Here is a 23,808-nt window from a genome sequence, read left to right on the forward strand (position 1 = left end):
CTGGAACCCCGACTGGTTCAAAGCCTTCCTCGGCGTCATGCTCCTGCTCGCCGCCCTCGTCAATCTGTGGGTCCGCCGCCAGGCAACCCGGAGGTAACCCACCATGACCGACAACACCACCTCCTCCACCGACACGGACACCGGTACCGGCGCCGACAGCACCGCGCCCGCCGACACGACGGACAAGGTCCAGGACACGGGCACGGACAAGGCCCAGGCCCCCGCCGCGGCCGACCGCACGGCCGAGGACGGGCAGCCGATCGTCCAGTTGCGCGCGGCCGGCAAGGCGTACGGCAACGTCCGCGCCCTGCACGGCGTGGACCTGGCCGTCCACCCCGGCCAGGTCACCTGCGTCCTCGGCGACAACGGCGCCGGCAAGTCGACGCTCATCAAAATCATCTCGGGCCTGCACCAGCACACCGAGGGCGCCTTCCTCATCGACGGCGAGGCGGTACGGCTGAACACCCCGCGCGAGGCCCTCGACAGGGGCATCGCCACCGTCTACCAGGACCTGGCCACCGTCCCGCTGATGCCGGTGTGGCGCAACTTCTTCCTCGGCTCGGAGATGACCAAGGGGCCCTGGCCCGTCCGCCGCCTGGACATCGCTGCCATGAAGGAGACCGCGGACACCGAACTGCGCGCCATGGGCATCGTCCTGGACGACCTCGACCAGCCCATCGGCACCCTCTCCGGCGGCCAGCGCCAGTCCGTGGCCATCGCCCGCGCCGTCTACTTCGGCGCCCGCGTCCTCATCCTGGACGAGCCCACCGCCGCCCTGGGCGTCAAGCAGTCCGGCGTCGTCCTCAAGTACATCGCCGCCGCCCGCGACCGCGGCCTGGGCGTCATCTTCATCACCCACAACCCCCACCACGCCTACATGGTCGGCGACCACTTCAGCGTCCTGCGCCTGGGCACCATGGAACTCTCCGCCTCCCGCGCCGACGTCACCCTCGAAGAACTCACCAACCACATGGCCGGCGGCGCCGAACTCGCCGCACTCAAGCACGAACTGGCCCAGGTCCGCGGCGTCGACGTCGACGAACTCCCCGAGGAGCAGGATCTCAAGGCGCCCCTCGCGGCATCGGAGGGAAAGTCCTGATGGCCTCTGGCGGAACTGGCGGAACACTCGGCGTGGCCGTCATCGGCACCGGCCGGATGGGAGCCGACCATGTGCGCCGGCTCCACGAGGTGACGAACGGGGCCCGGGTGGCCGCGGTCGTGGACATCGACGCGGAACGGGTCAAGCGGATCGCCGACGGCATCGAGGGCTGCTCCGCCTACACCGACCCGGCCGCCGCGATGGCAGCGGACGGCGTCGACGCCGTGCTGATCGCCTCCCCCGGGCCCGCTCACGAGGCGGCCCTGCTCACCGCCTTCGGGCACGACCTGCCCGTCCTGTGCGAGAAGCCGCTCACGCCCGGCCCGGCCTCGGCCCTGCGCATCATGGACGCCGAACAGCGGCTCGGACACCGCCGGCTGCAGGTGGGGCTTCATGCGCCGGTACGACGCCGAGTACACGCAGCTCAAGTCGCTGCTGGAGACGGGCCGCCTTGGCCGGCCGCTGATGCTGCACAACCGGCACCGCAATGTGTCGGCCCCGCCCGGCTTCACCAGCGAGATGCTCATCAGCGACTCCGTCGTGCACGAGATGGACATCACCCGCTGGCTGCTCGGTCAGGAGATCACCGCGGTCACCGTGCTGAAGCCGACGCCGTCGGGAAACGCCCCGCAGGGCGTGCAGGACCCGCAGCTCGTGCTGTTCGAGACCTCGGGCGGCGCGATCGTGGACGTCGAGATCAACGTCAACTGCGGCTTCGGGTACCAGGTGCAGGCCGAGGTGGTCTGCGAGCGCGGTACGGCCCGTATCGGTGACGGGCACGCCCTGGTCACGAACATGGCGGGCCACTGGGGAGGCACCATCGCCCAGGACTTCGTGGAGCGCTTCGAGGACGCGTACGACCGCCAGATGCAGGCCTGGGTGGACGCCACCCGACGCGGCGAGGTCACGGGCCCCAGCGCCTGGGACGGCTACGCCACGACCGCGATCGTCGATGCAGGCATCCGCGCCCAAAAGGAGGGCGGCCGCATAGAGGTGGACCTCCTCCCTCGCCCACCTTTCTACAACTGAGCAGAGCAGGAAGCTTTTAAGGGGCGCGCCCCTTCAGGGCCGCGAGGAACTGCGCCGAGCAGGCCGCTTTTAAGGGGCGCGGCGAACTGCGCGACCAGCCGACGACGGCCTGAGGACGACGAACGCCGAACAGACGGGGGCCGCCAAGGCCGGCAGGTCCTGGCGGCTCCACCGTCGGACGACTACACGCCCCGCAACTCCGTACGCGGCCGGGGCCGAAACCCCGCACCCCGATAGCAGTCGTCGATCAGCCGCATCGTCGCCACCGCATCCGCCGCATCGAGCGGCAGCGACAACGGCGCCCGACCCCGCACATGCGCCGCGAACGCCTCCAACTGGTACATGTACGAGGGCCTCTTGCCGAGCTGCTCGGTCCGCTCCCCCTCCGGAGTACGTACCACGACACGGTCGTCCCGGTGCGGCAGGACGAAGTTCATCGCGGTCGCCTCGCCACGGGCGCCGACGATCCGGCAGGTCATCCGGACCTCGCCGTGGTCCATGTGGCAGCGGGCCGTACCGGTGGCGCCGCCCGGGAACGCCACGTCCGCGTCCAGCCACTCGTCGACCTCAGGAGCGCCCGCGCGCCCACCGCCCCTGGCGCCGACCAGGGTGGGCTCCCCGCCCGCCCAGGGGGCGAGCGCACGCAGGGCGTGCAGGCCGTAGCAGCCGAGGTCCATGAGGGCGCCGCCGGCGAGCGGCAGCGACCAGCGGGGGTCCTCGGCGGGCGGGGCGGGAACGGCGACGAGCGTCTCGACGTGCCGCAGCTCCCCGAGCTCGCCCGACAGACGGTGCCCGCCTTGCCGGCAGCGTCCAGGACCTCGACGGCCTCCTCGGTGATGCTCGCGGAGGGCTTCTCCGTCAGCACATGCTTGCCCGCGGCGAGCGCGGCGAGGTTCCACGGCCCGTGCAGGCCGTTCGCCAGGGGGTTGTAGACCACCTCGACCCCGGGGTCGGCGATCAGTTCGGCGTACGAGTCCAGGACCCGTTCGACGTCGTGCTCGGCGGCGAAGGTCTCGGCCCGGGACCGGTCGCGGGCGGCCACCGCCACGAGACGGTGGCCGGTCGCACGGGCCGGGCCGACGAGGGACAGCTCGGCGATGCGGGCGGCGCCCAGCACTCCGATGCGCAGTGGTTCGACCGGGATCGTCATGCGCCGCGTACCTCCTTGATCGTCACGGTGCGGTGCTCACGCAGGAACAGGGTGCAGGCGTCGGCGATCCAGCCCGCCTCCAGCGCGTCGGCGACGGTGCACGGCGAGGTCCGCCGGCCGGCGACGACCTCGGTGAACGCGCTCAGTTCGGCACGGTACGCCTCGGCGAAGCGGTCCATGAAGAAGTCGTGCGGGGTGCCCGCGGGGAAGGTGACGCCGGGCTCGACGGAGCGCAGCGGCAGCTTGTCCTCCAGGCCGACGGCGATGCTGTCCTGGAAGCCGTGCAGTTCCATGCGCACGTCGTAACCGCGCGCGTTGTGGCGGGAGTTGGAGACCACGGCGAGCGTGGCGTCGTCCAGCGTGAGGATCGCCGCGGTGGTGTCGGCGTCGCCGGCCTCGGCGATGTAGGGCTCCCCACAGTTGCTGCCGGTCGCGTACACCTCGGTGACCTCGCGCCCGGTGACCCAGCGGATGATGTCGAAGTCGTGCACGGAGCAGTCGCGGAAGATGCCTCCGGAGGAGGCGATGTACGCGGCCGGGGGCGGCGCCGGGTCCAAAGTGGTGGACCGTACGGTGTGCAGCGGGCCCAGTTCGCCGCTTCGGACGGCGTCGCGGGCGGCCACGAACCCGGCGTCGAAGCGCCGGTTGTAGCCGATCTGGATCTCGACACCGCTGTCACGCACGGCGTCGAGGACGTCGACGCCCTCCTTCATGGTGCGGGCGACGGGCTTCTGATCGCGACGCTCGGCCGGATCGCCAGGCGCGGCTCGCAGGGCGTGACCCTCAAGGTCCCGGACGTACCGGAGGTCACGGCGGCCGTCGGCAGGCTGGTGGGCGCGGGCATCCCGGTGGTGACCCTGGTGACCGACCTGCCCGCCAGTGGCTGGGCGAGGGCCCGGGGCACGTCCTGACCACCATCAACCGCGGCTTCTACCGCGGCGAGGAGGAGCGCGAGATGGGGTTCAGGGCCACCCTGCGGACGCTGCGTCCGGCCCGGCGGCTGGCCGAGGTCACCGACAGCGACGGCCTGGACGCCACCCAGTACGACCTGGTGCTCGCCGCGCTCCGGCAGGACCCGGACATCAGGGCCGTCTACTCGATGGGCGGGGGCAACAACGCCACGCTCGACGCCTTCGACGCCGTCGGCCGGGAGTGCGCCGTCTTCGTCGCGCACGACCTGGACCACGACAACGCCCGGCTGCTGCGCGCCGGGCGCCTGTCCGCGGTGCTCCACCACGATCTGCGCCAGGACATGCGGACCGCCTGCCAGGCCGTCATGCGGGCCCACGACGCCCTGCCCGTCGACCCGGCGCCCCTGCTCCCGTCGGCGATCCAGGTCGTGACGCCGTACAACATGCCGCCCGAGCCACCCCTGACCGACGGCCGCGCCGGCGCTCAGGGGTGACGGACGTGGTGGACCGGGCCGCGCCCCGGCCGGGCGAGCCCCGGCGGCCGGAGGTTTCAGCCGGCCGGGGGTTTCAGCTGTTGGGACGCAGCGTCCAGACGACGGTCATCTCGCCGGTCACGGCGCCGTCCTCGCGCTGGATGACGACGGCCACCGGGAACTCCGGGCGCTGTCCCGCGTCGAGTTCGGCGACGACGTCGGCGACGGGGCGCCCCAGTGTGGCGGTGGCGGTGACAGGTCCCCTGGCCAGTTTCCTGAACGCGATCTCGGCGGACACGGCCAGCGGCACGGCCCGCGCGAGCTGGTCCCCGAACGCGGCCAGCACGACCGCCCCGCTCGCCGACTCCCCGAGCGTGAACATGGCTCCGGCGTGGGGCCCGCCCACGTGATTGTGGTACTCGCTCTGATCGGGCAGCGCGAGCACGGCCTTCTCCGGGGTGGTGTGGAGATACTCCAGCTTCAGGGTCCTGACCATCGGCACCGTGGCGGCGAGCATCTCGCCGATCGACATCTGATCTGCGCTCATGACCGCATGTTACCCACGAGTAGAGAATCTCGAACCCGCGAGTTCCGCAGGAGGACCCTTGGCACCGGTACGTCCGCATAAGGGCCCATCCGACGCCCGATCCGGTACGTGCCTGACGAGGGGCAGTGACCGAACCGTGTCCGGGGCGGCACTAGGGTTACTGGCCATGTGGCCAGGAAACCAGCCGCCCGGGGGCGAGCAGAACCCGCAGGACCCGAACCGAAATCCGTACCAGCAGCCGGGGTACCAGCAGCCGAATCCGTATCAGCAGAGCGGATATCAGCAGACCGGACCTCAGCAGCAGGCTCCGTACCCGCAGCCGGGGCAGCCCGGCTGGAGCGCGCCCGGTGCGCCGCAGCCGCCGGAGGGCGGTGGCCGGAACCGGACGAAGATCGTCGCGATCGTGGCCGCGACGGCCGTGGTCGTCGCGGCCGGTGTGACGGGCGTGCTGGTCCTGGGCGGCGACAAGGACGACGAGGCCGACGGCGACAAGGGCAAGGCGACGCAGTCGCCGTCCACCGGCGCGGCCAAGGACCCCAGCGCGTCCGCGTCCACCGGTGAGGACAACCCGCGCGGCACGGACGCCGAGCAGCCGACGATCGCGGGCTGGAAGGTCGTCATCAATCCCCGCTTCGGCACGATGTTCGACGTGCCCGCCGAGTGGGAGATCGAGAGCACCGACACGAGCGTCGGCTTCGAGTGGGAGGAGAAGGGCAAGACCGACCGCACCACGGTCACCGCCCCCGCCTACCTCAAGTCCAAGTGGTGCACCAGCGACAGCGACAAGGACGGCCGCGAGGAGGACACGGCCCTCGCCACCGTCGGAACACGCGGCGAGAACGGCGCCAAGGACGCGGGCGAGGCGGCCGAGACCCGCGTGCCGTGGTGGATCTTCGGTGGCTACACGCAGCCCGACAAGAAGAGCGTGAAGTGGGACAAGGCGAAGTCGTACACGACGAAGTCGGGCCTTGAGGGCAGCGTCGCCACCGCGCACTCCAGCAACACGCCGCAGAACGAGAAGTGCGACAGCGAGGGCAAGGCCATCACCTTCGCGTTCAAGAACGGCGCGGGCGATTTCGTCACCTGGAACCTGTACGGCGCCAAGGGTGTGAAGGACGAGATTCCCGAGGCGACCGTCCAGAAGATCCTGAACACCGTGCGCCTCACCAAGGACGCACCGACGGACAGCTAAGGGCTGTCCCGTAACTCCCGGCCCACCCTTTCCCTTTACGGACACCTGCCCGATCCTCTTTCCGCCGCGCTCCGTGGCGGAACGGCGGGAACCGTGCGGGAGACCGACAACTCGTTTGGCAAGTCGGCCGGGCGCCGGGGATAGTCGCCGGGTGGACCCCGCTGCCGACTCCCCCGCCCGCTCGCGCCGCCCCTCCTGGGCGGGCCGCAACTACACCCTGCTGACCGCCGCCGCGGTCGTGACGAACCTGGGCAGCCAGGGCGCGTTGATCGCGGCGGCGTTCGCCGTCCTGGACGAGGGCGGCGACGGCGGCGACGTGGGTCTGGTGGCGGCGGCCCGCACCCTGCCGCTCGTACTCTTCCTGCTGATCGGCGGCGCGGTCGCGGACCGTCTCCCGCGGCACCGCGTGATGGTCGCGGCCAACACCCTCAACTGCCTCTCCCAGGCGGCCTTCGCGGCACTCGTGCTCTCCGGTGAGCCCCGGCTCTGGCAGATGATGCTCCTCACCGCGCTCGGCGGCACCGGCCAGGCGTTCTTCAACCCGGCGGCCGAGGGCATGCTGCTCTCCTCCGTCAGCGGCCAACAGGCCGGCCGCGCCTTCGCCGTGTTCCGCCTCGCGATGCACGGCGCGGGTCTCGGCGGCGCGGCGCTCGGCGGCGTCATGGTCGCGCTGGTCGGTCCTGGCTGGGTGCTCGCCGTGGACGCGCTGGCCTTCGCGGTCGCCGGCGCCCTGCGCGCCTTCCTCGACGTCGGCCACATACCGCCCCGGGTGCCGGGCACCGGCATGCTCACCGACCTCCGCGAGGGGTGGCAGGAGGTCGTCGGGCGGCCCTGGCTGTGGACGATCGTCGCGCAGTTCTCGGTCGTGGTGGCCGTCGTCGGCGCCTCCGAGGCGGTGTACGGCCCCCTGGTCGCCCGGGACAGTCTCGGCGGCGCCGGTCCGTGGGGCCTGGCCCTCGCCGCGTTCGGCGCCGGCACCGTCGGGGGTGCGCTGCTGATGATGCGCTGGAAGCCCCGGCGGCTGCTGTTCGCCGGCACGCTCTGCGTGTTCCCGCTCGCCCTGCCGCCTGCCGCGCTCGCCGTACCGGTCCCGGTGGGTGTCCTGTGCGCGGTGATGTTCGTGACCGGCGCCGCCATAGAGGTGTTCGGCGTCTCCTGGATGACCGCGCTGCACCAGGAGATACCGGAGGACAAGCTCTCCCGCGTCTCGGCGTACGACTGGTTCGGCTCGATCGCCATGGTCCCGCTCGCCACCGCCCTCGCGGGCCCGGCGGAGTCCCTTTTCGGCCGTACGGCGGCCCTGTGGGGCTGCGCGGTCCTGGTCGTCGTGGTGACGGCGGCGGTGCTGTTCGTGCCCGACGTGCGCAATCTGACGCGGCGCACGAAGGAAGTCACGAGGGAAGTGACGAAGGAAGTGACGCAGGGCATGCCGGCGAAGAGCGAGCCGGTGCTCTCCGAGAGCTGAGCGCCGGGCCCGGCGCTCAGCCGATGCTGAACGCCCCGGCCGGCGGCTCAGGCGACGGCACCGCGTCCTCGTCCCGTACGGGCTTGGCGTCCCCCATGAAGACCCGCAGCGTGTCCCCGTGCTCGACCCGCGCCGGAAAGGCGTCGGAGGCCGTGCGGCGCATGAGGGTGGCGGTGTCCAGCGGCCGGTGCGAGGCCACGAGCACCGCGTTCCCGAAGCGGCGACCGCGCAGCACCCCCGGCTCGGCGATCAGCACGAGCTCCTCGAACACGGTGGAGAACGTGGCGAGTTGGGAGCGCAGGAAGGCGAAGGGCGCGGCGTCGGCGAGGTTGGCCAGGTACACGCCGTCGGCCCGCAGGACCCGCGCGGTCTGTCGCGCGTACGCCGCCGAGGTCAGATGCGCGGGCACCCGGGAGCCGCCGAAGACGTCGGCGACCAGGACGTCCGCGGAGGCGGCGGGGGCGGTTTCGAGCCAGGCCCGGGCGTCCGCGCCGTGCAGCGCGATGCCCGCCTCCGCGGGGACGGGCAGCCGCTCGACGACGAGGTCAAGGAGCCCGCTGTCGGCCTCGACCACGTCCTGCCGGGACCCCGGCCGGGTCGCGGCGAGATACCGGGGCAGGGTGAGCGCCCCGCCGCCGAGGTGCAGCGCGTCCAGCGGACGCCCGGGCTCCGCGACCGTGTCGAGGACGTGCCCGAGCCGTCGCGCGTACTCGAACTCCAGGTACGTCGGCTCGTCCAGGTCGACGTACGACTGCGGGGCCCCGTCGACCGTCAGCAGCCAGGCCCGCTTCCGGTCGACGTCCGGCATCAGCTTGGCGGTCCCGTGATCGACGGTCCTGGTCACGGGTATCGGCTCGTCGTCCACGGGTCCCATTGTGCCCGCCCTCCGTGGGGTACAGAAGGCGGGCATCATGGCACCTGCCCGGCCGGCGCCGGTTAGCCGACGGCGGTCACCGTGCCGGCGCCGACCGTGCGGCCGCCCTCACGGATCGCGAAGCCGAGCCCCGGCTCCAGCGGTACCTCGCGCCCCAGCTCGACCGTCATGGTGACGGTGTCGCCGGGCCGCGCGACCGCGTTCTCACCGAGGTCGACGTCACCGACCACGTCCGCGGTGCGGATGTAGAACTGCGGCCGGTAGCCGGTGGACACCGGCGTCGTCCGCCCGCCCTCGCGCGCCGACAGGACGTAGACCTGCGCGGAGAAGCGACGGCCGGGGACGACGCTGCCGGGTGCCGCGACGATGTGACCGCGGCGCACGGCGTCGCGCGGGACGCCGCGCAGCAGCAGCGCCACGCTGTCGCCGGCCTGCGCCTCGTCCATCGGCTTGCCGAACGTCTCAAGCCCGGTGACCACCGTCTCCACGGCGGCGCCGAGCACTTCGACGCGGTCGCCCACCCTGACCGTGCCGCGCTCGACCGCGCCCGTGACGACCGTGCCGCGGCCCGTGATGGTGAGCACGTTCTCCACCGGCAACAGGAACGGCGCGTCCACGTACCGCTCGGGCATGGGCACGTACGTGTCCACGGCGTCGAGCAGCGCGCCGATCGCCTCGGTCCACCGGGGGTCGCCCTCCAGCGCCCTGAGTCCGGAGACCCGTACGACCGGTACGGAGTCGCCCCCGTAGCCGTGCGCGGTCAGCAGCTCGCGGACCTCCAGCTCCACGAGGTCGGCCAGCACGGTGTCGTCGCCGTCGTCGACGGCGTCGGCCTTGTTGAGCGCCACGACGATGTGGTCCACGCCCACCTGCCGGGCGAGCAGCACGTGTTCGGCGGTCTGGGGCATGATCCCGTCGAGCGCGGAGACCACGAGGATCGCCCCGTCGAGCTGGGCCGCGCCCGTGACCATGTTCTTGACGTAGTCGGCGTGGCCCGGCATGTCCACGTGCGCGTAGTGGCGGGTGTCGGTCTCGTACTCGACGTGCGCGATGTTGATGGTGATGCCGCGCGCGGCCTCCTCCGGCGCCCGGTCGATCCGGTCGAACGGTACGAAGGTGCCGGAGCCGCGCTCGGCGAGGACCTTGGTGATGGCGGCGGTCAGGGTGGTCTTGCCGTGGTCGACATGACCCATGGTGCCGATGTTCAGATGCGGTTTGGTGCGCACGTAAGCCGTCTTGGGCATGGCTGTACCTCGAAGCCTCTTCGGTGTCAGCGGAGCTGAGTGAATGGCCCCGGCGTCAGAACGGCCGGGACAGGGACCCCGAGGACTTGCCGACCCTCCCCCTGGGGGGTCCGCCGGACGATCCGGGGAGGGTCAGCTTCGCGCGCCTTCTGCGGCGGCCACGGTGATCAGGACGGCAGCCTTCGTGGCATCCGCGACTGCGGATGCTGCGTGAGGGAAGGCGTACCGGAACATGAGGCGATCATCGCCGACGGGCCCGGTCGCGTCGAATGGTTTTCCCGGCGGCGGGGCGGCCCGGGCCGGCCGGCCTGGTGCGCAGGCACCAGACACGTGAGCGGCTGGTCCGACCGCACCAGGAGAAGACGGCGGCCGGGCACGATGCCCGGCGGACACCGGAAGGACATGTTGGAGACGCGCGCATCTCGCGCGTTCCCCTTGCCAACCATGTCTGGAGTGATCAACAGGTGGCGGCGTCCGAAACCGTGATTTCCCCGGTCCGTATCGGGAGATGGTCCATCGGTGCCCTCGGCATCCTGGCGCTCTCCCTCGGCACCCTGCAGTCGGTGGTGGAGCCCGCGCTCCCGCTGCTGCAACGCGAGTTGGACGTCAGCCCTTCCGAAGGGGCGCTGATCGGCAACACGTTGCTCATCACCGGCGCGGTCGTCACACCCGTCGCCGGCAAACTCGGTGACCGCTTCGGCGGAAAGCGGGTGCTGGTCTGGCTGATGGCCGTGGTCTCGGCCGGTGGTCTGCTGGCAAGCCTGGCGCCGAACCTGCCGGTGCTGTTGCTCGGCCAGGTGTTGCAGGGCGTCATGGTGGGTGCGCTGCCGCTGTCGTTCATCCTGGTGCGCAAACACCTCCCGGCACGGGAGTCACAGGTGGCGATCGGTGTGGTCGTCGCGCTGTTCACGGGCGGCGGCATGGCGGGGATGCTGTTCGCCGGGCCGCTCGCGGAAACGCTGTCCTGGCACTGGATGTTCGCGCTGCCCACGATCCTGATCATCGCGACGACCCTGGTCGTGATGTGGCTGATGCCGCACGACCCGCCGATCCGGACGGACCACGGCATCGACTGGCCCGGCGTGGTCCTGCTGAGCGGCACGCTGCTCGCGTTCATGCTCGGGCTCGTGACGGTGACCCGGGAGGGCGGCCTGCCGCCCCTCGCGGTCGGCGCCATCGCGGTGGTCGTGATCGCTCTCGCGAGCGGATGGGTCGCCGTCGAGCGCCGGGCGGCCTCGCCGATGGTCGATCTGCGCATGCTGGCGAGGCCCGCGATGCGCAACGCGTTCGTGCTCACCTTCGTCATCACCACCAGTTCCGGGATGGTGGTCTTTCTGCTCCCGCAGCTGTTCGGGCTGTCGGCCGACGGGTACGGCTTCGGAGCCGACACCACCGACATCGGGCTGCTCCTGCTGCCCGGCGCCATCGCCGGCGCGCTGAGCGACTCGGTCGGCGGGATCGCGGCGCGGCGTTTCGGTCCGCGTCTCGTGGTCGTCCTGGGCACCGTCGTCACGACGGCCACGATGATCGCCCTGGCATCGCTGCACAGCGCGGAATGGCAGCTCTCGCTCGCGAAGGTGCTGACCGCGCTCGCCGCGGGCGTCGCTACCACGGCGTTGCTCGCCGGCATCGCCACCGCCGTCGACGCGAAGGACACCGGCATCGCCACCAGCCTGCTCGTGGTGACCCGCGTGATCGGCGTCGCCCTGGGCGCCCAGCTCGGCGCCGCGATCCTCGACGCCAGGACCGACTCGCTGACGGGCCTGCCGACCGAATCGGCCTTCGCCACGGGTTTCGTCGTCGCCGGCCTCGTCGCCGCACTGTCACTGATCGTTGTCCGCATCACGAGCAAAGAGGCCCACGCATGACACGTACCGGTCTGTCGATGGACGTGAGTACCGCCACGAAGCGCACGGTCCTGATCTCCGGGGCCAGCATCTCCGGGCCCGCGCTGGCGTACTGGCTGCACCGGGCCGGATTCGCGGTCACGGTGGTGGAGAAGGCAGGCGCGCTGCGTGGCGGCGGCTACCCGATCGACATCCGCGGTACCGCTACAGAGGTGGTCCGGCGGATGGGGGTCCTGCCGCGGCTGCGGGACGCTCACATCGACTCGCGCCGCTTCACCTTCCTCGCCGCGGGCGGCAGCGAGGTGGCCTCGGTCGGCGCGGGCGCCGTCGCCGGCAGCGTCGAGGGCCAGGACCTTGAGGTACGTCGGGGGGATCTGGCCACGATCCTCTACGCGACGGTGCGCGACGACGTGGAGTTCCTGTTCAACGACTCCATCGACGTCCTCGACCAGTCCGGACAGGACCGGTCCGGGCAAGGGGTCGACGTCACGTTCCGCAGTGGGCGACGGCGTTCGTTCGACCTGGTGGTCGGCGCCGACGGTATGCACTCGCAGACCCGGGAGGCGCTGTTCGGACCCGAGGAACAGTTCCACCGCTACCTCGGCTACGCCTTCGCCATCTTCACCATGCCGAACACCTTCGGGCTCTCCCGCGAGGTCGTGCTGTGGAACACCCCGGGGAAGGCCGCGGCCCTGTACGCCGTCGGGGACAACGACGAGCTGCACGCCTTCCTGAACTTCCACCGGCCGGAACCGCCGCTCCACGCCCTCCGGAACCCCGACGCCCAACGGGAACTGGTCGCCACGGTCTTCGCGGACGCGGGCTGGAAGGTCCCCGACATGGTCGACGCCATGCGCGACGCGGACGACCTGTTCTTCGACACGGCCGGTCAGATGCGCATGCCCCACTGGTCCAGCGGGCGCGTCGCGCTCGTCGGCGACGCCGCGTACGCACCCTCGTTCCTCACCGGACAGGGCTCCAGCCTCGCGCTGGTCGGTGCCTACATGCTCGCCCACTCCCTGGCCACGCACCGGGACCACACCGCGGCCCTCGCCGCCTACGAACGCGACACCCGCGAGTTCGTGGCCATGAACCAAGTACTGGTCGACAAAGGCTCGGCCACGCTCTTCCCCACCACGGCGGAGGCCCTGGAGCAGCGCGACACCATGCTGCGTGGCCTCGTCACCATGCCCTCCGCGACGGCGCGACCGGCCCACTCGGCCCTGACGCTGCCGGAGTTCGGCCGGCCGTGACCTGATGCACCGGGGCCGCAGACCGCCGGCCGCAAGCGCCGACCCCGCGGTTCAGTCGTCGGGGGCGGCGTGGGCCAGGCCCGTCCGGTAGGCGATGACGACGAGTTGGGCCCGGTCGCGGGCCTCCAGCTTCGTCATGGCGCGCTGCACATGGGCGCGGACGGTGAAGGGGCTGAGGAACATCCGCTCGGCGATCTCCTGGTTGGACAGGCCGGTCGCGACCAGGGCCACCATCTCGCGTTCGCGCGGGGTGAGCACGGCGAGCTGTTCGGGGTGGTGCGGCAGGGTGTCGTCCGGTGTGGACAGGAAACGGGCGACCAGGGAGCGGGTCGCGGCGGGCGACAGCAGAGTGTCGCCGCCTGCGATCGTCCGCACGGCGTCCAGCAGGTCCTCCGCCCCGATGCCCTTGCCGATGAAGCCGCCGGCCCCCGCGCGCAGCGCCTGGGCGACGTACTCGTCGGTCTCGTAGGTGGTGAGGATCAGGATGCGGCTGTCGCGCAGCTCGGGGTCCGCGCAGATCTGCGACGTGGCGGTGAGACCGTCCACCTCGGGCATCCGGATGTCCATGACCACCACGTCCGGGCGCAGCTCCCGGGTGAGTCTCACCGCCTCCCTGCCGTCGGCGGCCTCGCCGACCACGGTGATGTCGTCGGCGCTGTCGAGAAGCATCCGGAAGGCGCCGCGCAGCAGGGCCTGGTCGTCGGCGAGGAGCACGCGGAGCGTCACGGCGCCTCACCGGCCTCTCCACCGCCTGTCCGTCCGGTCCGTCCGGTCCGTCCTTCACCTGTCGGGCCGTCAGCCGTCTGCCCCTCCACGGTCGTTGCTCCGTCGGCCGGCCGCGGCGGCTCCTTGGCGGGCGGGAGGGGCAGCTGGGCGGAGACGAGGAAACCGCCCTCCGGGCGCCTGCCCGCGAAGAGGTGTCCACCGACCGCGGTGGCGCGTTCACGCATGCCGATCAGACCGTAACCGGGCGAACGGTCCGACACCGTGAACGCACTCGGCACCGGCACCGGGGAACCGCCCGGTCCCCTGGCCGAACCCGGTCCCGTGAGCGCGGTCGGCGCCGTGCGGGCGCCCCGCCCGTCGTCGGCGACGGTGATGGTCACGCGATCGCTGCCCCAGGCGAGGCGCACCCGGGCGCTGCCGGTACCGGCGTGCTTGGTCACGTTGGTCAGGGCCTCCTGGATGATGCGGTAGGCGGTGAGGTCCACTCCCGGCGGCAGCGGCCTGGCCGTGCCCTCCTGGTGCACCGACACCTCCAGACCCGCGCGGCGGAAGGACGCGAGGAGCGTGGGGAGCCGGGACAGACCGGGCGGCGGTTCGGCGGGCGTGGCCGTGTCCCCGGACTGGCGCAGCAGACCGACCGTGGACCGCAGATCGTCGAGCGCGTCGCTGGTGGTCGCGACGAGTTCCGCGAGGCTCTTGCGGGTCTGCTCCGGGCGGGTGTCGAAGAGGTGGGCGGCGACCGTGGCCTGCGCGTTGGCGAGGGTGATCTGGTGGGCGACGAGGTCGTGCAGTTCCCGGGCGATGCGCACCCGTTCCTCGGCCACGCGCCGGCGTGCCTCGCTGTCCCGGCTCTCCTCGGCCCGCCGGGCCCGCTCCTCCACGGCCGCCAGGTAGGCCCGCCGGTTCCGCACCGAGTGACCGAGTACGCCGGCCACCAGCGGGAACGCCGCCACCACCCCCAACCTGCTCGTGTCCGTCCACGAGAGGTCCTCGAACACGGGGGTGGAGGCGACCAGCAGCGCGGCGCAGACGAGCAACGCCGCACCCGTCGTGCGCCGTTCCCTGCGCTCGGCGAGTGAGTAGGCGCTGATCACGGCGGGGGCCACGATGAGCGGGGTCAGCATGAGATCCAGGGGCACGGCCAGCATGCCGCACCCTGTCGTGGCCGCCAGGGCCGCCAGGGGTGCCCGGTGCCGTAGCGGCAGCAGGGCACAGGACACCACGGCCAGGAGGTAGGTGGTGGCGGGCGGCGGTGCCAGCGCGTCGTCGTGCACCACGCCGCCGAGCAGGCAGATCACGAACGCCGTCGCGATGACAGCTGCCTCCCGCCACCACGCGCCGCGTGGTCGCGGGCCATCGCCGCCCGGGTACGTCATGGCCGGCTCAGCCCCGGCCGACGGGGAACCGCGGCACCGCCGTGTCCGGCCCGGCCGTGGCGACCGGGTCGTGCCTGTTCAGCGCCTCGCCCTCGATGTCCACGTTCGGCAGCACGCGGTTCAGGATACGGGGCAGCCACCAGGCCCGGTGGCCGAGCAGTGCCAGGACCGCGGGTGCGATCGCCATCCGGACCACGAAGGCGTCGAAGGCGACGGCGGAGGCCAGGCCGACGCCCATCGTCTGGATGGTCGGGCTGCTCATCCCGATGAATCCGGCGAACACGCTGATCATGATGATCGCCGCCGCGGCCACCACGCGTCCGCTGTGCCGGAACCCGTTGACGATCGCCTCTTCGGGGGACGCGCCGTGTACGTAGGTCTCTCGCATCCGGGTGAGGAGGAAGACCTCGTAGTCCATGGCGAGGCCGAAGACTATGCCGATGATGAGGATCGGCATCAGCGACATGACGGGTCCGGTCTGCTCGATGCCGATCAGGTCCGCTCCCCAGCCCCACTGGAAGACGACGACGAGGACGCCGAAGGCGGCACCCACCGACAGCAGGAATCCGAGCGCGGCCTTGACCGGGACCAGGACCGAGCGGAAGACCAGCGTCAGCAGGAGCACCGCCAGGCCGATGACCACGGTCAGATAGGGGAGGAGGGCGTCGGACATGGCTTCGGAGATGTCGATGTTCAGCGCGGTGGTGCCGGTCACCGCGATATCGGCGCCCGTGTCGGCCTCGACGCCGGAGAGCGCGTCCCGGATCGTGTGCACCAGGTCCTTGGTCTCACCGCTGTTCGGGGCCGTCTTCGGGACGGCGGTGAGCAGGGCCGTGTCCTTGTCCTCGCTGAGCACCGGATCACCGACCGACGCGACCCCGTCCACTGCTCGTACGGTCTTGACGACCAGGTCCGTGGTGGCCTGGGTGTCCGCAGACCCCGAGGACGCTGCCGTGTCCACGACCACGGTCAAGGGGCCGTTGAAGCCCGGGCCGAAGCCTTCCGACAGCAGGTCGTAGGCGCGGCGCTGGGTGGTCTCCACCGACTTGGACTCGTCGCCGGGCAGCCCGAGTTCGAGGCTCAGCACCGGCAGGGCGACGACGCCGAGACCGAGTACGGCGGTCACCAGCACGGCCACCGGCCGGCGCAGCACGAAGCGCGCCCAGCGGGTGCCGAGCCCGGGCCTGCCGGCCGCGGCGGGCACCGCGTGCGGGCGCCCGTTCCGCGGCCGGCCGGCCTTGCGGGCGGCGCGGGACAGCACCCGCCGGCCGAAGAAGCCGAACAGCGCGGGTACAAGGGTCAGCGCGACGAGTACGGCAAGGGCCACGGCGCCCGCGCCGCCCATGCCCATCTTGGTGAGTTCGGGGATTCCGACGACTCCCAGCCCGACCAGGGCGATGAAGACGGTCGCGCCGGCGAAGACGACGGCGGAACCCGCCGTGCCCACCGCCCGGCCCGCGGCCTCCTCCGGCTCCCGGCCCTGGGCACGCTCGTCGCGGAAGCGGGAGGTGATGAAGAGCGCGTAGTCGATGCCGACCGCGAGACCCAGCATCAGCGCCAGGATGGAGACGGTGGACGTCAGGCCCAGCGGCACGGCCAGCGCGGCGACCAGGCAGAAGGCGATGATCACGCCCACGAAGGCGGTCAGCAGCGACAGTCCGGCCGCGACCACCGACCCGAGGGTGACGATCAGGACCACCGCCGCCACCACGACACCGATGATCTCCGTCGTGCCGCCCGGCTCCTCTTCGGCCTCCAGGGCCGAGCCGCCGATCTCCACGGTCAGCCCCGCGTCCCGGGCCTGGCCCGCGGCGTCCTCAAGGGCGCTCTTCGTCGACTCGGTCAGGTCGACGGCGTCGGCGGTGTAGGTGATCGTCGAGTAGGCGATGGTGCCGTCCTCGCTGACAGCGCCGGTCTCGTAGGGGTCGGTGGTCGACCCGACCTGACTGCCCCCGTCCAGCGAGCCGAGCGTGTCCTCGACGGCCGCCTTGTTCTCCCTGGCCGTCACCCGCTGCCCGTCCGGGGCCTGGAACACCAGGCGGGCGTCGGCACCCTGGGAGTTGCTCTCGGGGAAGCGCTCGTCCAGCAGGTCGAACGCCTTCTGCGACTCTGTGCCGGGCATGGAGAGGTCCTCTTCCTCCCCGGCCGGCGCCACGGCGGCGGCGAGGACGGCCACCAGGAGGGCACCCAGCCACACGCCACCCACGAGCCGACGCCGCCGGAAGGCCCACCGTCCGATCCGGTAAAGAATTGTCGCCACCTGTTGTCACTCCAAACACCGCTGGACAAGGGGAAATGCGCGGAAGTCACGCGCCTCCCACACTTCCCTCCGGCGCCCGGCGGGGCATCGTCCTCCGTCGCCGTCTTCCCCTGGTGCGGCCGGACCAGCCGCTCGCGTGTCCTGGTGCCTACGCACCAGACCGACGTGGACGGCGGCAGTGGACCGCGACAGCGGCAAGCCGGACGAGAGACGCCTCACATGCCGGCGCGGACAGTCGACGGCGAAGTACGGGTCCTCGCGCCAGGGCAACCGTCGCCGGCCGACCCCGTCCGATCGGCAGCGCGACGCCACCGCCGCGCGGTCCGTCCGGGACGTCCAGGCCAGGACCGTACGGGGGGCGCATGCGGCAATCAGGCGTGGTCAGACATGGTCGGTCGTGGGGTCAGGTCCAGGAAAGAGCGCGATGTCCCACAGGTACGCGCGTACCGACCCGGCCCGTTGCGAACCGGCCGCGGCGGCGTACGTGACGGCCGGCCGCCGCGGCACGGTGTCCGCGAAAACCCTGTGCCGCGGCCTCGAACCGTCATCCGACGTTCCGGAAGCTGTGACGCCCGTGAGACGAACCATACGGCGATCACATACATGGGTCAGTTAGTGTCGCCGGATGCTCGATGCCACCACCCGCTCTGGGGGCACCGCCACGGTCACTCCCCCGCTTCCCGCAACGGAACTCGTCTCCGCAGAGTTCGCCGCCGAGTTCGCCGCCGCGCCGACAGGCCTGGCCGCCCGCTGCACAAGAGCACTGCTGTCGCCGTGGTCCCGGCTCTCGCTGCTGGTGGCGCTGCTGGTGTCGGCCGCCACGACGGTGCTGCTGTTCGAGCCGCAGAAGCTGCTGGCCGACGGCTGGCCGCCCCAGCTGAACGGTGCCGCGGCGGCCGTGGTCTTCGCGGTGGCGTACGGACTGTGCACGGTCGCGTTCGTGCCCAGGCCGCTCCTCAACCTCGGGGCGGGTGCCCTCTTCGGCTCGCAGCTGGGGCTCGGGACCGCGCTCGCCGGTACGGTCCTCGGGGCCGGGATCGCCTTCGGGCTCGGCCGGATGCTCGGACAGGACGCGCTGCGCCCCCTGCTGCGCGGGCGTTGGCTGCAGGCCGCCGACGGACAGCTCAGCCGGCACGGCTTCCGTTCGATGATGGCCGCGCGGCTCTTCCCCGGCGTGCCGTTCTGGGCCGCGAACTACTGCGCGTCCGTGTCCCGCATGGGCTGGTTCGCCTTCCTCCTCGCCACGGGCCTCGGCTCGATCCCCAACACCGCCGCGTACGCCGTCGCCGGCGCCCGTGCCTCGGCTCCGACCTCCCCCGCCTTCCTGATCGCCATGGCCTTCATCGCGCTCCCGGCGCTGGCGGGCGCGATCGTCGCCTGGCGCAAACGCCACCACTTCCGCGCCCACTGACCCAGGCCCCTCTTCCGGCCTCCCGCTCTCCCCGGCCTACGTCGTCCGGTACACGTCGAGTCGGCCGCACCTCCCGAACCTGCCGTGCGCCGACGGCTGTTCGGCGTAGTCGGCGGGCCGGTCGTAGACCAAGAGATGCGAGACGGCGACCCCGCCGGGCAGCGCCGTGGCACCTTCCGCGCGGCTCACCACGGGTGCTCCGCCAGGTACTTGGCGATCTTCTCGCGCTCCCAGGCACCGTCGGCCACGACGACACGGTAGCGGCGCGTGAGCGTGTCGCCGGGCGCGAGCTCCAGCTCGTCGAAGAAGGCGAAGGAGGGCGCGACGGCGGCGAAGGGCTCGTTGCGGACGAACCAGTGGGCGGGGTGGGCGCCGCCTTCGCCCGTGTGGTCGTTCTCGGGTGCGTGCGCGAAGACGAGCGTCGCGTACCCGTCGCTGACATCGTGCTCCGCGCAGTACGCCAGCCATGGCGCCTGCTGCCCCATCAGCTCCGGCCCCCCGGCGTCCGGGCCGATGATCCGCCCGCTCCGGAAACCGCGGGGGCCGCGCCAGAACAGGCCCGTATAGCCGGCCATCTCGCGCCCGGCCGTCGTGGGGCTGCCGAACCGCAGCGGTTCGTCCCGCCGGTTGGTGACGGAGGTCGTCCAGGTCAGCGCCCAGGAGCCGGACTCCGGGGCCACGTCGTGCACCTCGACACGGCGCTCCTCCGCCGCCCAGAGCGAGCCGTCGTACGGATGCCAGGTGAGCCGCTCGACGATGACCGCACCACCCGTCCCCGTACGGTCCACCTCGATCTGGTCGGTCTGGTCGAACTGGTCGAACTTGACGTGCCGCATCGACCCGACACGCTCAGGGAGTTCGAGATACCCCTTTCCGTGAACGTATGTGTTGCCGCCCCACAGGTTCGCCCCCGACAGATGCGAGGCGGTCATCTGCAGACCCTTGTGCCAGCGGTGGTCGTTGGGCCGGTAGTCCGTGACAACGTTGCCCGCGAGCGTCCTGAGCGGGTGCAGATACGGCTTCGGCGCCTCCCAGGCCGCCTCCGGACCGTAGACATAGCTGAACAGCTCCACGCCGGTGGTGGGTTCGGTGACCGTGACGCGGTCGCCGTGGGCGTGCCCGATGCGCAGTCCGCCGTGTGCCGTCATGCCGATGCCTCCTCGTGCGTCGCGGGTGCCCAGCCGGGCGCGCCGCCGTGCAGGGCCGTGTAGTAGAGGTCGCCGGGGCCGATCTCGCCGGCGCGGACGGTCGTGTCCGTGAACGCCGACTTGTAGAGCGCGGTGATCAGTTCGAGGCTGGTACGCCCGTCGGCGCCGCTGCTGCGCGGCCGCTCGCCCGCGCGCATGCTCGCGACGAGGTCACGCAACTGGGCCAGGTGCGAACTGGGCTCGTCGGCGCCGAAGTCCCGCCAGGCCGCCACGTCGTCGGCCGGCGTGTGGGGCGCCGGGGTGATCCGCCAGCTGTCGTTGCTGTGCTCGTAGAGGTGGGTGAGTTCGACCGTCGCGCGCTCGCAGTCGATCCGTATGCGGCTGACCTCGTCGGGACTGAGGACGCTGTTCACGACGGTCGCGAGGGCGCCGCTCCCGAAGCGCACCAGGGCGGTGGAGACATCCTCCGTCTGCACGTCGTGCACCAGGCGTCCGGCCATGGCCCGCACCTCGCTCCACGGCCCGAGCAGGTCGAGCAGGAGGTCCATCTGGTGGATGCCGTGACCCATGGCGGGGCCGCCGCCCTCGGTCTCCCACCGACCGCGCCAGGGCACGGCGTAATAGGCGGCGTCGCGGTACCAGGTGGTCTGGCAGTGGGCCACGAGAGGCCGCCCCATGGCCCGGTCGGCGATCAGGCGGCGTACGTGCCGCGCGCCGGAGCCGAAGCGGTGCTGGAAGACGATGGAGGCGTAGGGGCCGCCTTCGGTGCCCTCCTGTGCCTCCACGGCGTCGAAGTCGGCGAGGCTCGGCACGGGCGGCTTCTCGCACCACACCCAGGCACCGGCGCGCAGCGCGGCGACGCTCTGCGCGCGGTGCAGGGTCGGCGGGGTGCAGACGGAGACGAGGTCCGGGCGCTGTTCGGCCAGCATCCGGTCGAGATCGGTGTATCCGTGCGGGACTCCGCTGTCCGCGCGGAACCGCTTCACCGCGTCGGCGTCGATGTCGACCGCGGCGACGATCTCCACCTCTCCCTCGGCGGCGAGGGCGGCCAGCGCGGGCAGATGGCTGCCGGAGGCGATGGCTCCGGTGCCGATGACGGCGGCCCTGATGCGACGGCCGTCGAACGGGGCGCCGGCCCGCCTCGCGTACGCGGCGCTCCGGCGCACGGTGTCCCGGGGCTCCATGCCGTGCGGCTCCGTGTCCTGGTGCTCGGTCGGCTTGCTGGTGGGGGCGTCGCGGGAAGTACGCATGGACGGGATCAGCGCTCCATCGGACGTGACAGCGGACCTGGCGGACGCCTGCCCGTGACGGTGACCACGAGACGGCCCTCGATGACAGCAAGCGCTTTCACTCCTCGCGGAAACGTAAGCGGCGGCATCGTCGCGGGTCAACACCCCCGTAGACATCCCCGTAGACACCCCGTCGGCTCTCGGGACATCCACTGGGGAGGCCCTGTCGTCACACCGTCATCCGGGGGCGCTACGCTGCCCCGGACGCGCCTGATCACCGCAGACGACAACACGGCACGTCCGTCCGCCCATTCGCTGCGCTCACGCCATCAGCACTTGGATCACGTAACTTCATGTCTTGGTTTGAATCCCTCATCCTCGGACTCGTCCAGGGGCTGACCGAGTTCCTCCCCGTCTCCTCCAGCGCGCACCTGCGGCTGACCGCGGCGTTCGCGGGATGGGAGGACCCGGGAGCGGCCTTCACCGCGATCACGCAGATCGGCACAGAGACCGCTGTGCTGATCTACTTCCGCAAGGACATCGCCCGGATCGTCTCGGCCTGGTTCCGCTCGCTCACGAACAAGGCGATGCGCCAGGACCACGACGCCCAGATGGGCTGGCTCGTGATCATCGGCTCGATTCCGATCGGCGTGCTCGGCGTCACGCTCAAGGACCAGATCGAGGGCCCGTTCCGCGATCTGCGCGTCACCGCGACCACGCTGATCGTGATGGGCATCATTCTGGGCGTGGCGGACCGGCTCGCGGCGCGTGACGAGATCGGCGGGAAGCACCGGGCCGCGAGAGAGCGCAAGACGCTCAAGGACCTGAGTGTGAAGGACGGTCTGATCTACGGCGTCTGCCAGGCGATGGCCCTCGTCCCCGGCGTGTCACGCTCCGGCGCCACCATCAGCGGCGGCCTCCTCATGGGCTACAACCGCGAGGCCGCGGCCCGCTACTCGTTCCTGCTCGCCGTCCCCGCGGTGCTCGCCTCCGGCGCGTTCGAACTGAAGGACGCGAGTGAGGGCGGCCATGTCTCGTGGGGCCCCACGGCCTTCGCCACGGTCATCGCTTTCGTGGTGGGTTACGTGGTCATCGCGTGGTTCATGAAGTTCATCACGACCAAGAGCTTCATGCCGTTCGTCTACTACCGCATCGCGCTCGGCATCCTGATCATCGTGCTGGTCAGCATGGGCGCGCTGAGCCCGCACGCGGCGGAGTCGGCGGGCTGAGGCAGTGCACAGATGTAGCGCTACCTAGCATTTTCTAGCGCCTGACTGCATCACCACGCCATGATCATCTCCCACTCGTCTCCCACTTGGGAGTCGGGATGCACTCCCCCAGGACGTGAGCGCCCGCAAAGCAAGGGATGCATCGAGCAGGAGGGCCGGGTCGCCCGGCCCTCCTCTCGCACCACCGGACATGCGGGCCCGCATCCGGCGGTTCACCGAGCTGATCTCAACCGGTGCCAGGTCGGTTTGAGCATGTGCAGGCCGAAGTCGTCCCAGTAGGCGTTGCGCAGGGCCCGCCGCAGGACGGGAGAGCCCGCGATCCGCCAGTAGCCGGAGAACAACCCCGTGGGGGAAGTTCGACGCCTGCGTGACGAGGCGAACCGACTGCGATCCCGGCTCGACCAGATCACGATGGACTACGCCGCAGGAGAGCTGAGTGCGCGGCAGCTGGAGGTGGCGACAGAGGTCACCGTGAGCGAACTCGCGGATATGGAGTCCCGTCTGGCTCGCATCGGGTCGTCCAACGCCCTCATGCGGCTGATGAGTGCATCCACTCCCACCGCCGCATGGACGGCGCTCGACGACGTGGACGCGCAGGCCGCGGTCATGAAGGCTCTCGGTGAAGTCCTCGTCCACAGACCGCCTCGCGGTCGCCGCCCTCCGAGGCGAACCGGGAGAAGTGCCTCGAATCGCTGGAAGGCCTCGCCTCTTCGATCGATATTCGTTGGCATGAGCAGCCGCAGTTCTCGGTCGTTTGAAGTTCCTGCGCTGGGATGCGTCAGGCAACGGGGCGGCGGTCCGTGAGTGCTCTTCGAGGATCCGCGAGGTACTCCTCCGCGCAGGTCGCCCCGACATCGGGCACGCTGCCGACAACTGCACGTATGGCGTCGAGGCGGGCGAGGACGTCGTCGAAGACGGCCGCCGACCAGCGGCCGGCCCGGTCGGCGGCGGGGATCAGCCCCAGTCGCAGGGCCCGCTCGAACTGCCACTCCGAGAAGGCGATCCGGTCGCCGAACTGGCGCGGCCCGTAATCGGGGAGGGCTTTGAGGGGCGTGGTCACGTACGTCGCTCCGCGTCGCGAGGTGTCAGAGCCGCACGGTGGGTCGCGGCAGGTCAGTGTCGGGCCGGGGGTCGCCCCATCCGTCGAACGGCGGCTCGTCGGAGTACACGTGCGATTTCGGCGTCGTAGATACGTGAGCTCAAACACCTCGACACGGGGATGTGTTCTTGGCCCATGTCCAGGCGGTGGTCGGTGACCACAAGGTCATGACTGCAGCGGAGTCGTATCCGGTCGAGAAGACCAGCTGCGGGATGCCCGGCTGTCTGTTGATCAGCATGGCAGCGT

The 23,808-nt window shown here is 71.4% G+C and carries 17 protein-coding genes and 4 pseudogenes; 9 read left to right on the top strand and 12 right to left on the bottom strand.

Features of this window, described 5'->3' with window-relative positions:
* The first annotated feature begins 103 nt into the window (after positions 1-103).
* Complete coding sequence (locus AOK01_RS14985) at positions 104-1,099, top strand: ATP-binding cassette domain-containing protein (protein ID WP_079103428.1); 996 nt, start codon at positions 104-106, stop codon at positions 1,097-1,099.
* Positions 1,099-2,128: pseudogene (locus AOK01_RS14990) on the top strand (Gfo/Idh/MocA family protein). The gene AOK01_RS14985 and the pseudogene AOK01_RS14990 overlap by 1 nt, the downstream one beginning before the upstream one ends.
* A 182-nt stretch (positions 2,129-2,310) precedes the next feature.
* Here the strand turns inward: AOK01_RS14990 and AOK01_RS14995 are convergent.
* Together AOK01_RS14995 and AOK01_RS15000 are read right to left on the bottom strand one after the other, a co-directional pair.
* A pseudogene (locus AOK01_RS14995) lies at positions 2,311-3,278 on the bottom strand (Gfo/Idh/MocA family protein).
* A pseudogene (locus tag AOK01_RS15000) lies at positions 3,275-4,012 on the bottom strand (Gfo/Idh/MocA family protein); the annotation flags it as partial. The pseudogenes AOK01_RS14995 and AOK01_RS15000, both read right to left, overlap by 4 nt.
* Between AOK01_RS15000 and AOK01_RS15005 the strand changes: the two are divergent.
* Positions 4,010-4,683: pseudogene (locus AOK01_RS15005) on the top strand (substrate-binding domain-containing protein); the annotation flags it as partial. The pseudogenes AOK01_RS15000 and AOK01_RS15005 sit on opposite strands and share 3 nt — an antisense overlap.
* Positions 4,684-4,756: 73 nt before the next feature.
* Here the strand turns inward: AOK01_RS15005 and AOK01_RS15010 are convergent.
* Entirely contained in the window at positions 4,757-5,194 is a 438-nt protein-coding gene (locus AOK01_RS15010) for a DUF4442 domain-containing protein (RefSeq protein ID WP_055511738.1), read from the bottom strand.
* A 181-nt stretch (positions 5,195-5,375) separates the two neighbouring features.
* On the opposite strand from AOK01_RS15010, the gene AOK01_RS15015 reads away from it, so the two are divergent.
* Together AOK01_RS15015 and AOK01_RS15020 are read left to right on the top strand one after the other, a co-directional pair.
* Entirely contained in the window at positions 5,376-6,401 is a 1,026-nt protein-coding gene (locus AOK01_RS15015; RefSeq protein WP_055511740.1) for a DUF8017 domain-containing protein, read from the top strand.
* 151 nt (positions 6,402-6,552) lie between these two features.
* Positions 6,553-7,866: an MFS transporter gene (locus AOK01_RS15020; RefSeq protein WP_055511742.1), complete on the top strand. Its 1,314-nt coding sequence runs from the start codon at positions 6,553-6,555 to the stop codon at positions 7,864-7,866.
* A gap of 16 nt (positions 7,867-7,882) precedes the next feature.
* Here AOK01_RS15020 and AOK01_RS15025 read toward each other — a convergent pair whose 3' ends face one another.
* Together AOK01_RS15025 and tuf are read right to left on the bottom strand one after the other, a co-directional pair.
* Positions 7,883-8,740, bottom strand: a complete 858-nt coding sequence (locus AOK01_RS15025; protein ID WP_055511744.1) for a spermidine synthase — start codon at positions 8,738-8,740, stop codon at positions 7,883-7,885.
* A 62-nt stretch (positions 8,741-8,802) separates the two neighbouring features.
* Positions 8,803-9,984 carry an elongation factor Tu gene (gene tuf, locus AOK01_RS15030; protein ID WP_055511746.1) on the bottom strand — a complete coding sequence of 394 codons (1,182 nt, stop codon included), beginning with the start codon at positions 9,982-9,984 and terminating at the stop codon, positions 8,803-8,805.
* A gap of 464 nt (positions 9,985-10,448) precedes the next feature.
* On the opposite strand from tuf, the gene AOK01_RS15035 reads away from it, so the two are divergent.
* Complete coding sequence (locus AOK01_RS15035) at positions 10,449-11,852, top strand: MFS transporter (RefSeq protein WP_079103430.1); 1,404 nt, start codon at positions 10,449-10,451, stop codon at positions 11,850-11,852.
* Positions 11,849-13,084 (top strand): FAD-dependent monooxygenase, encoded by a 1,236-nt coding sequence (locus tag AOK01_RS15040; RefSeq protein WP_055511748.1) that lies wholly within the window; start codon positions 11,849-11,851, stop codon positions 13,082-13,084. Before AOK01_RS15035 ends, AOK01_RS15040 begins: the two co-directional genes overlap by 4 nt.
* Positions 13,085-13,135: 51 nt before the next feature.
* Here AOK01_RS15040 and AOK01_RS15045 read toward each other — a convergent pair whose 3' ends face one another.
* Genes AOK01_RS15045 through AOK01_RS15055 form a run of 3 tightly spaced genes read right to left on the bottom strand, consistent with a single transcriptional unit; the run spans position 13,136 to position 17,446 of the window.
* Positions 13,136-13,810, bottom strand: a complete 675-nt coding sequence (locus AOK01_RS15045; protein WP_055511750.1) for a response regulator transcription factor — start codon at positions 13,808-13,810, stop codon at positions 13,136-13,138.
* The gene (locus AOK01_RS15050) at positions 13,807-15,186 is read right to left on the bottom strand and encodes a sensor histidine kinase (protein ID WP_055511752.1); all 1,380 of its coding nucleotides are present in this window, start codon (positions 15,184-15,186) and stop codon (positions 13,807-13,809) included. Before AOK01_RS15050 ends, AOK01_RS15045 begins: the two co-directional genes overlap by 4 nt.
* 7 nt (positions 15,187-15,193) lie before the next feature.
* Entirely contained in the window at positions 15,194-17,446 is a 2,253-nt protein-coding gene (locus tag AOK01_RS15055) for an MMPL family transporter (RefSeq protein WP_055511754.1), read from the bottom strand.
* Positions 17,447-18,071: 625 nt separating this feature from the next.
* Between AOK01_RS15055 and AOK01_RS15060 the strand changes: the two genes are divergently transcribed.
* A complete protein-coding gene (locus tag AOK01_RS15060) occupies positions 18,072-18,857 on the top strand; it encodes a TVP38/TMEM64 family protein (protein WP_055511756.1) in 786 nt (261 codons plus the stop codon).
* A gap of 36 nt (positions 18,858-18,893) precedes the next feature.
* On the opposite strand, the gene AOK01_RS43545 is transcribed toward AOK01_RS15060, so the two are convergent.
* Genes AOK01_RS43545 through AOK01_RS15070 form a run of 3 tightly spaced genes read right to left on the bottom strand, consistent with a single transcriptional unit; the run spans position 18,894 to position 21,189 of the window.
* Positions 18,894-19,046: a hypothetical protein gene (locus AOK01_RS43545; protein ID WP_157871315.1), complete on the bottom strand. Its 153-nt coding sequence runs from the start codon at positions 19,044-19,046 to the stop codon at positions 18,894-18,896.
* Complete coding sequence (locus tag AOK01_RS15065) at positions 19,043-20,005, bottom strand: DUF6807 domain-containing protein (RefSeq protein ID WP_055511758.1); 963 nt, start codon at positions 20,003-20,005, stop codon at positions 19,043-19,045. Before AOK01_RS15065 ends, AOK01_RS43545 begins: the two co-directional genes overlap by 4 nt.
* Positions 20,002-21,189, bottom strand: coding sequence for a Gfo/Idh/MocA family protein (locus AOK01_RS15070; protein ID WP_055511814.1), 1,188 nt, complete (start codon positions 21,187-21,189; stop codon positions 20,002-20,004). The genes AOK01_RS15065 and AOK01_RS15070 overlap by 4 nt, the downstream gene beginning before the upstream one ends.
* Positions 21,190-21,587: 398 nt before the next feature.
* Between AOK01_RS15070 and AOK01_RS15075 the strand changes: the two genes are divergently transcribed.
* Positions 21,588-22,463 carry an undecaprenyl-diphosphate phosphatase gene (locus tag AOK01_RS15075; protein WP_055511760.1) on the top strand — a complete coding sequence of 292 codons (876 nt, stop codon included), beginning with the start codon at positions 21,588-21,590 and terminating at the stop codon, positions 22,461-22,463.
* A 778-nt stretch (positions 22,464-23,241) separates the two neighbouring features.
* Here AOK01_RS15075 and AOK01_RS15080 read toward each other — a convergent pair.
* Entirely contained in the window at positions 23,242-23,523 is a 282-nt protein-coding gene (locus AOK01_RS15080; RefSeq protein ID WP_055511761.1) for a hypothetical protein, read from the bottom strand.
* Between the last annotated feature and the right edge of the window lie 285 nt (positions 23,524-23,808).

The organism is Streptomyces aurantiacus, from assembly GCF_001418335.1.
GTDB classification, from domain to species: Bacteria; Actinomycetota; Actinomycetes; order Streptomycetales; family Streptomycetaceae; genus Streptomyces; species Streptomyces aurantiacus.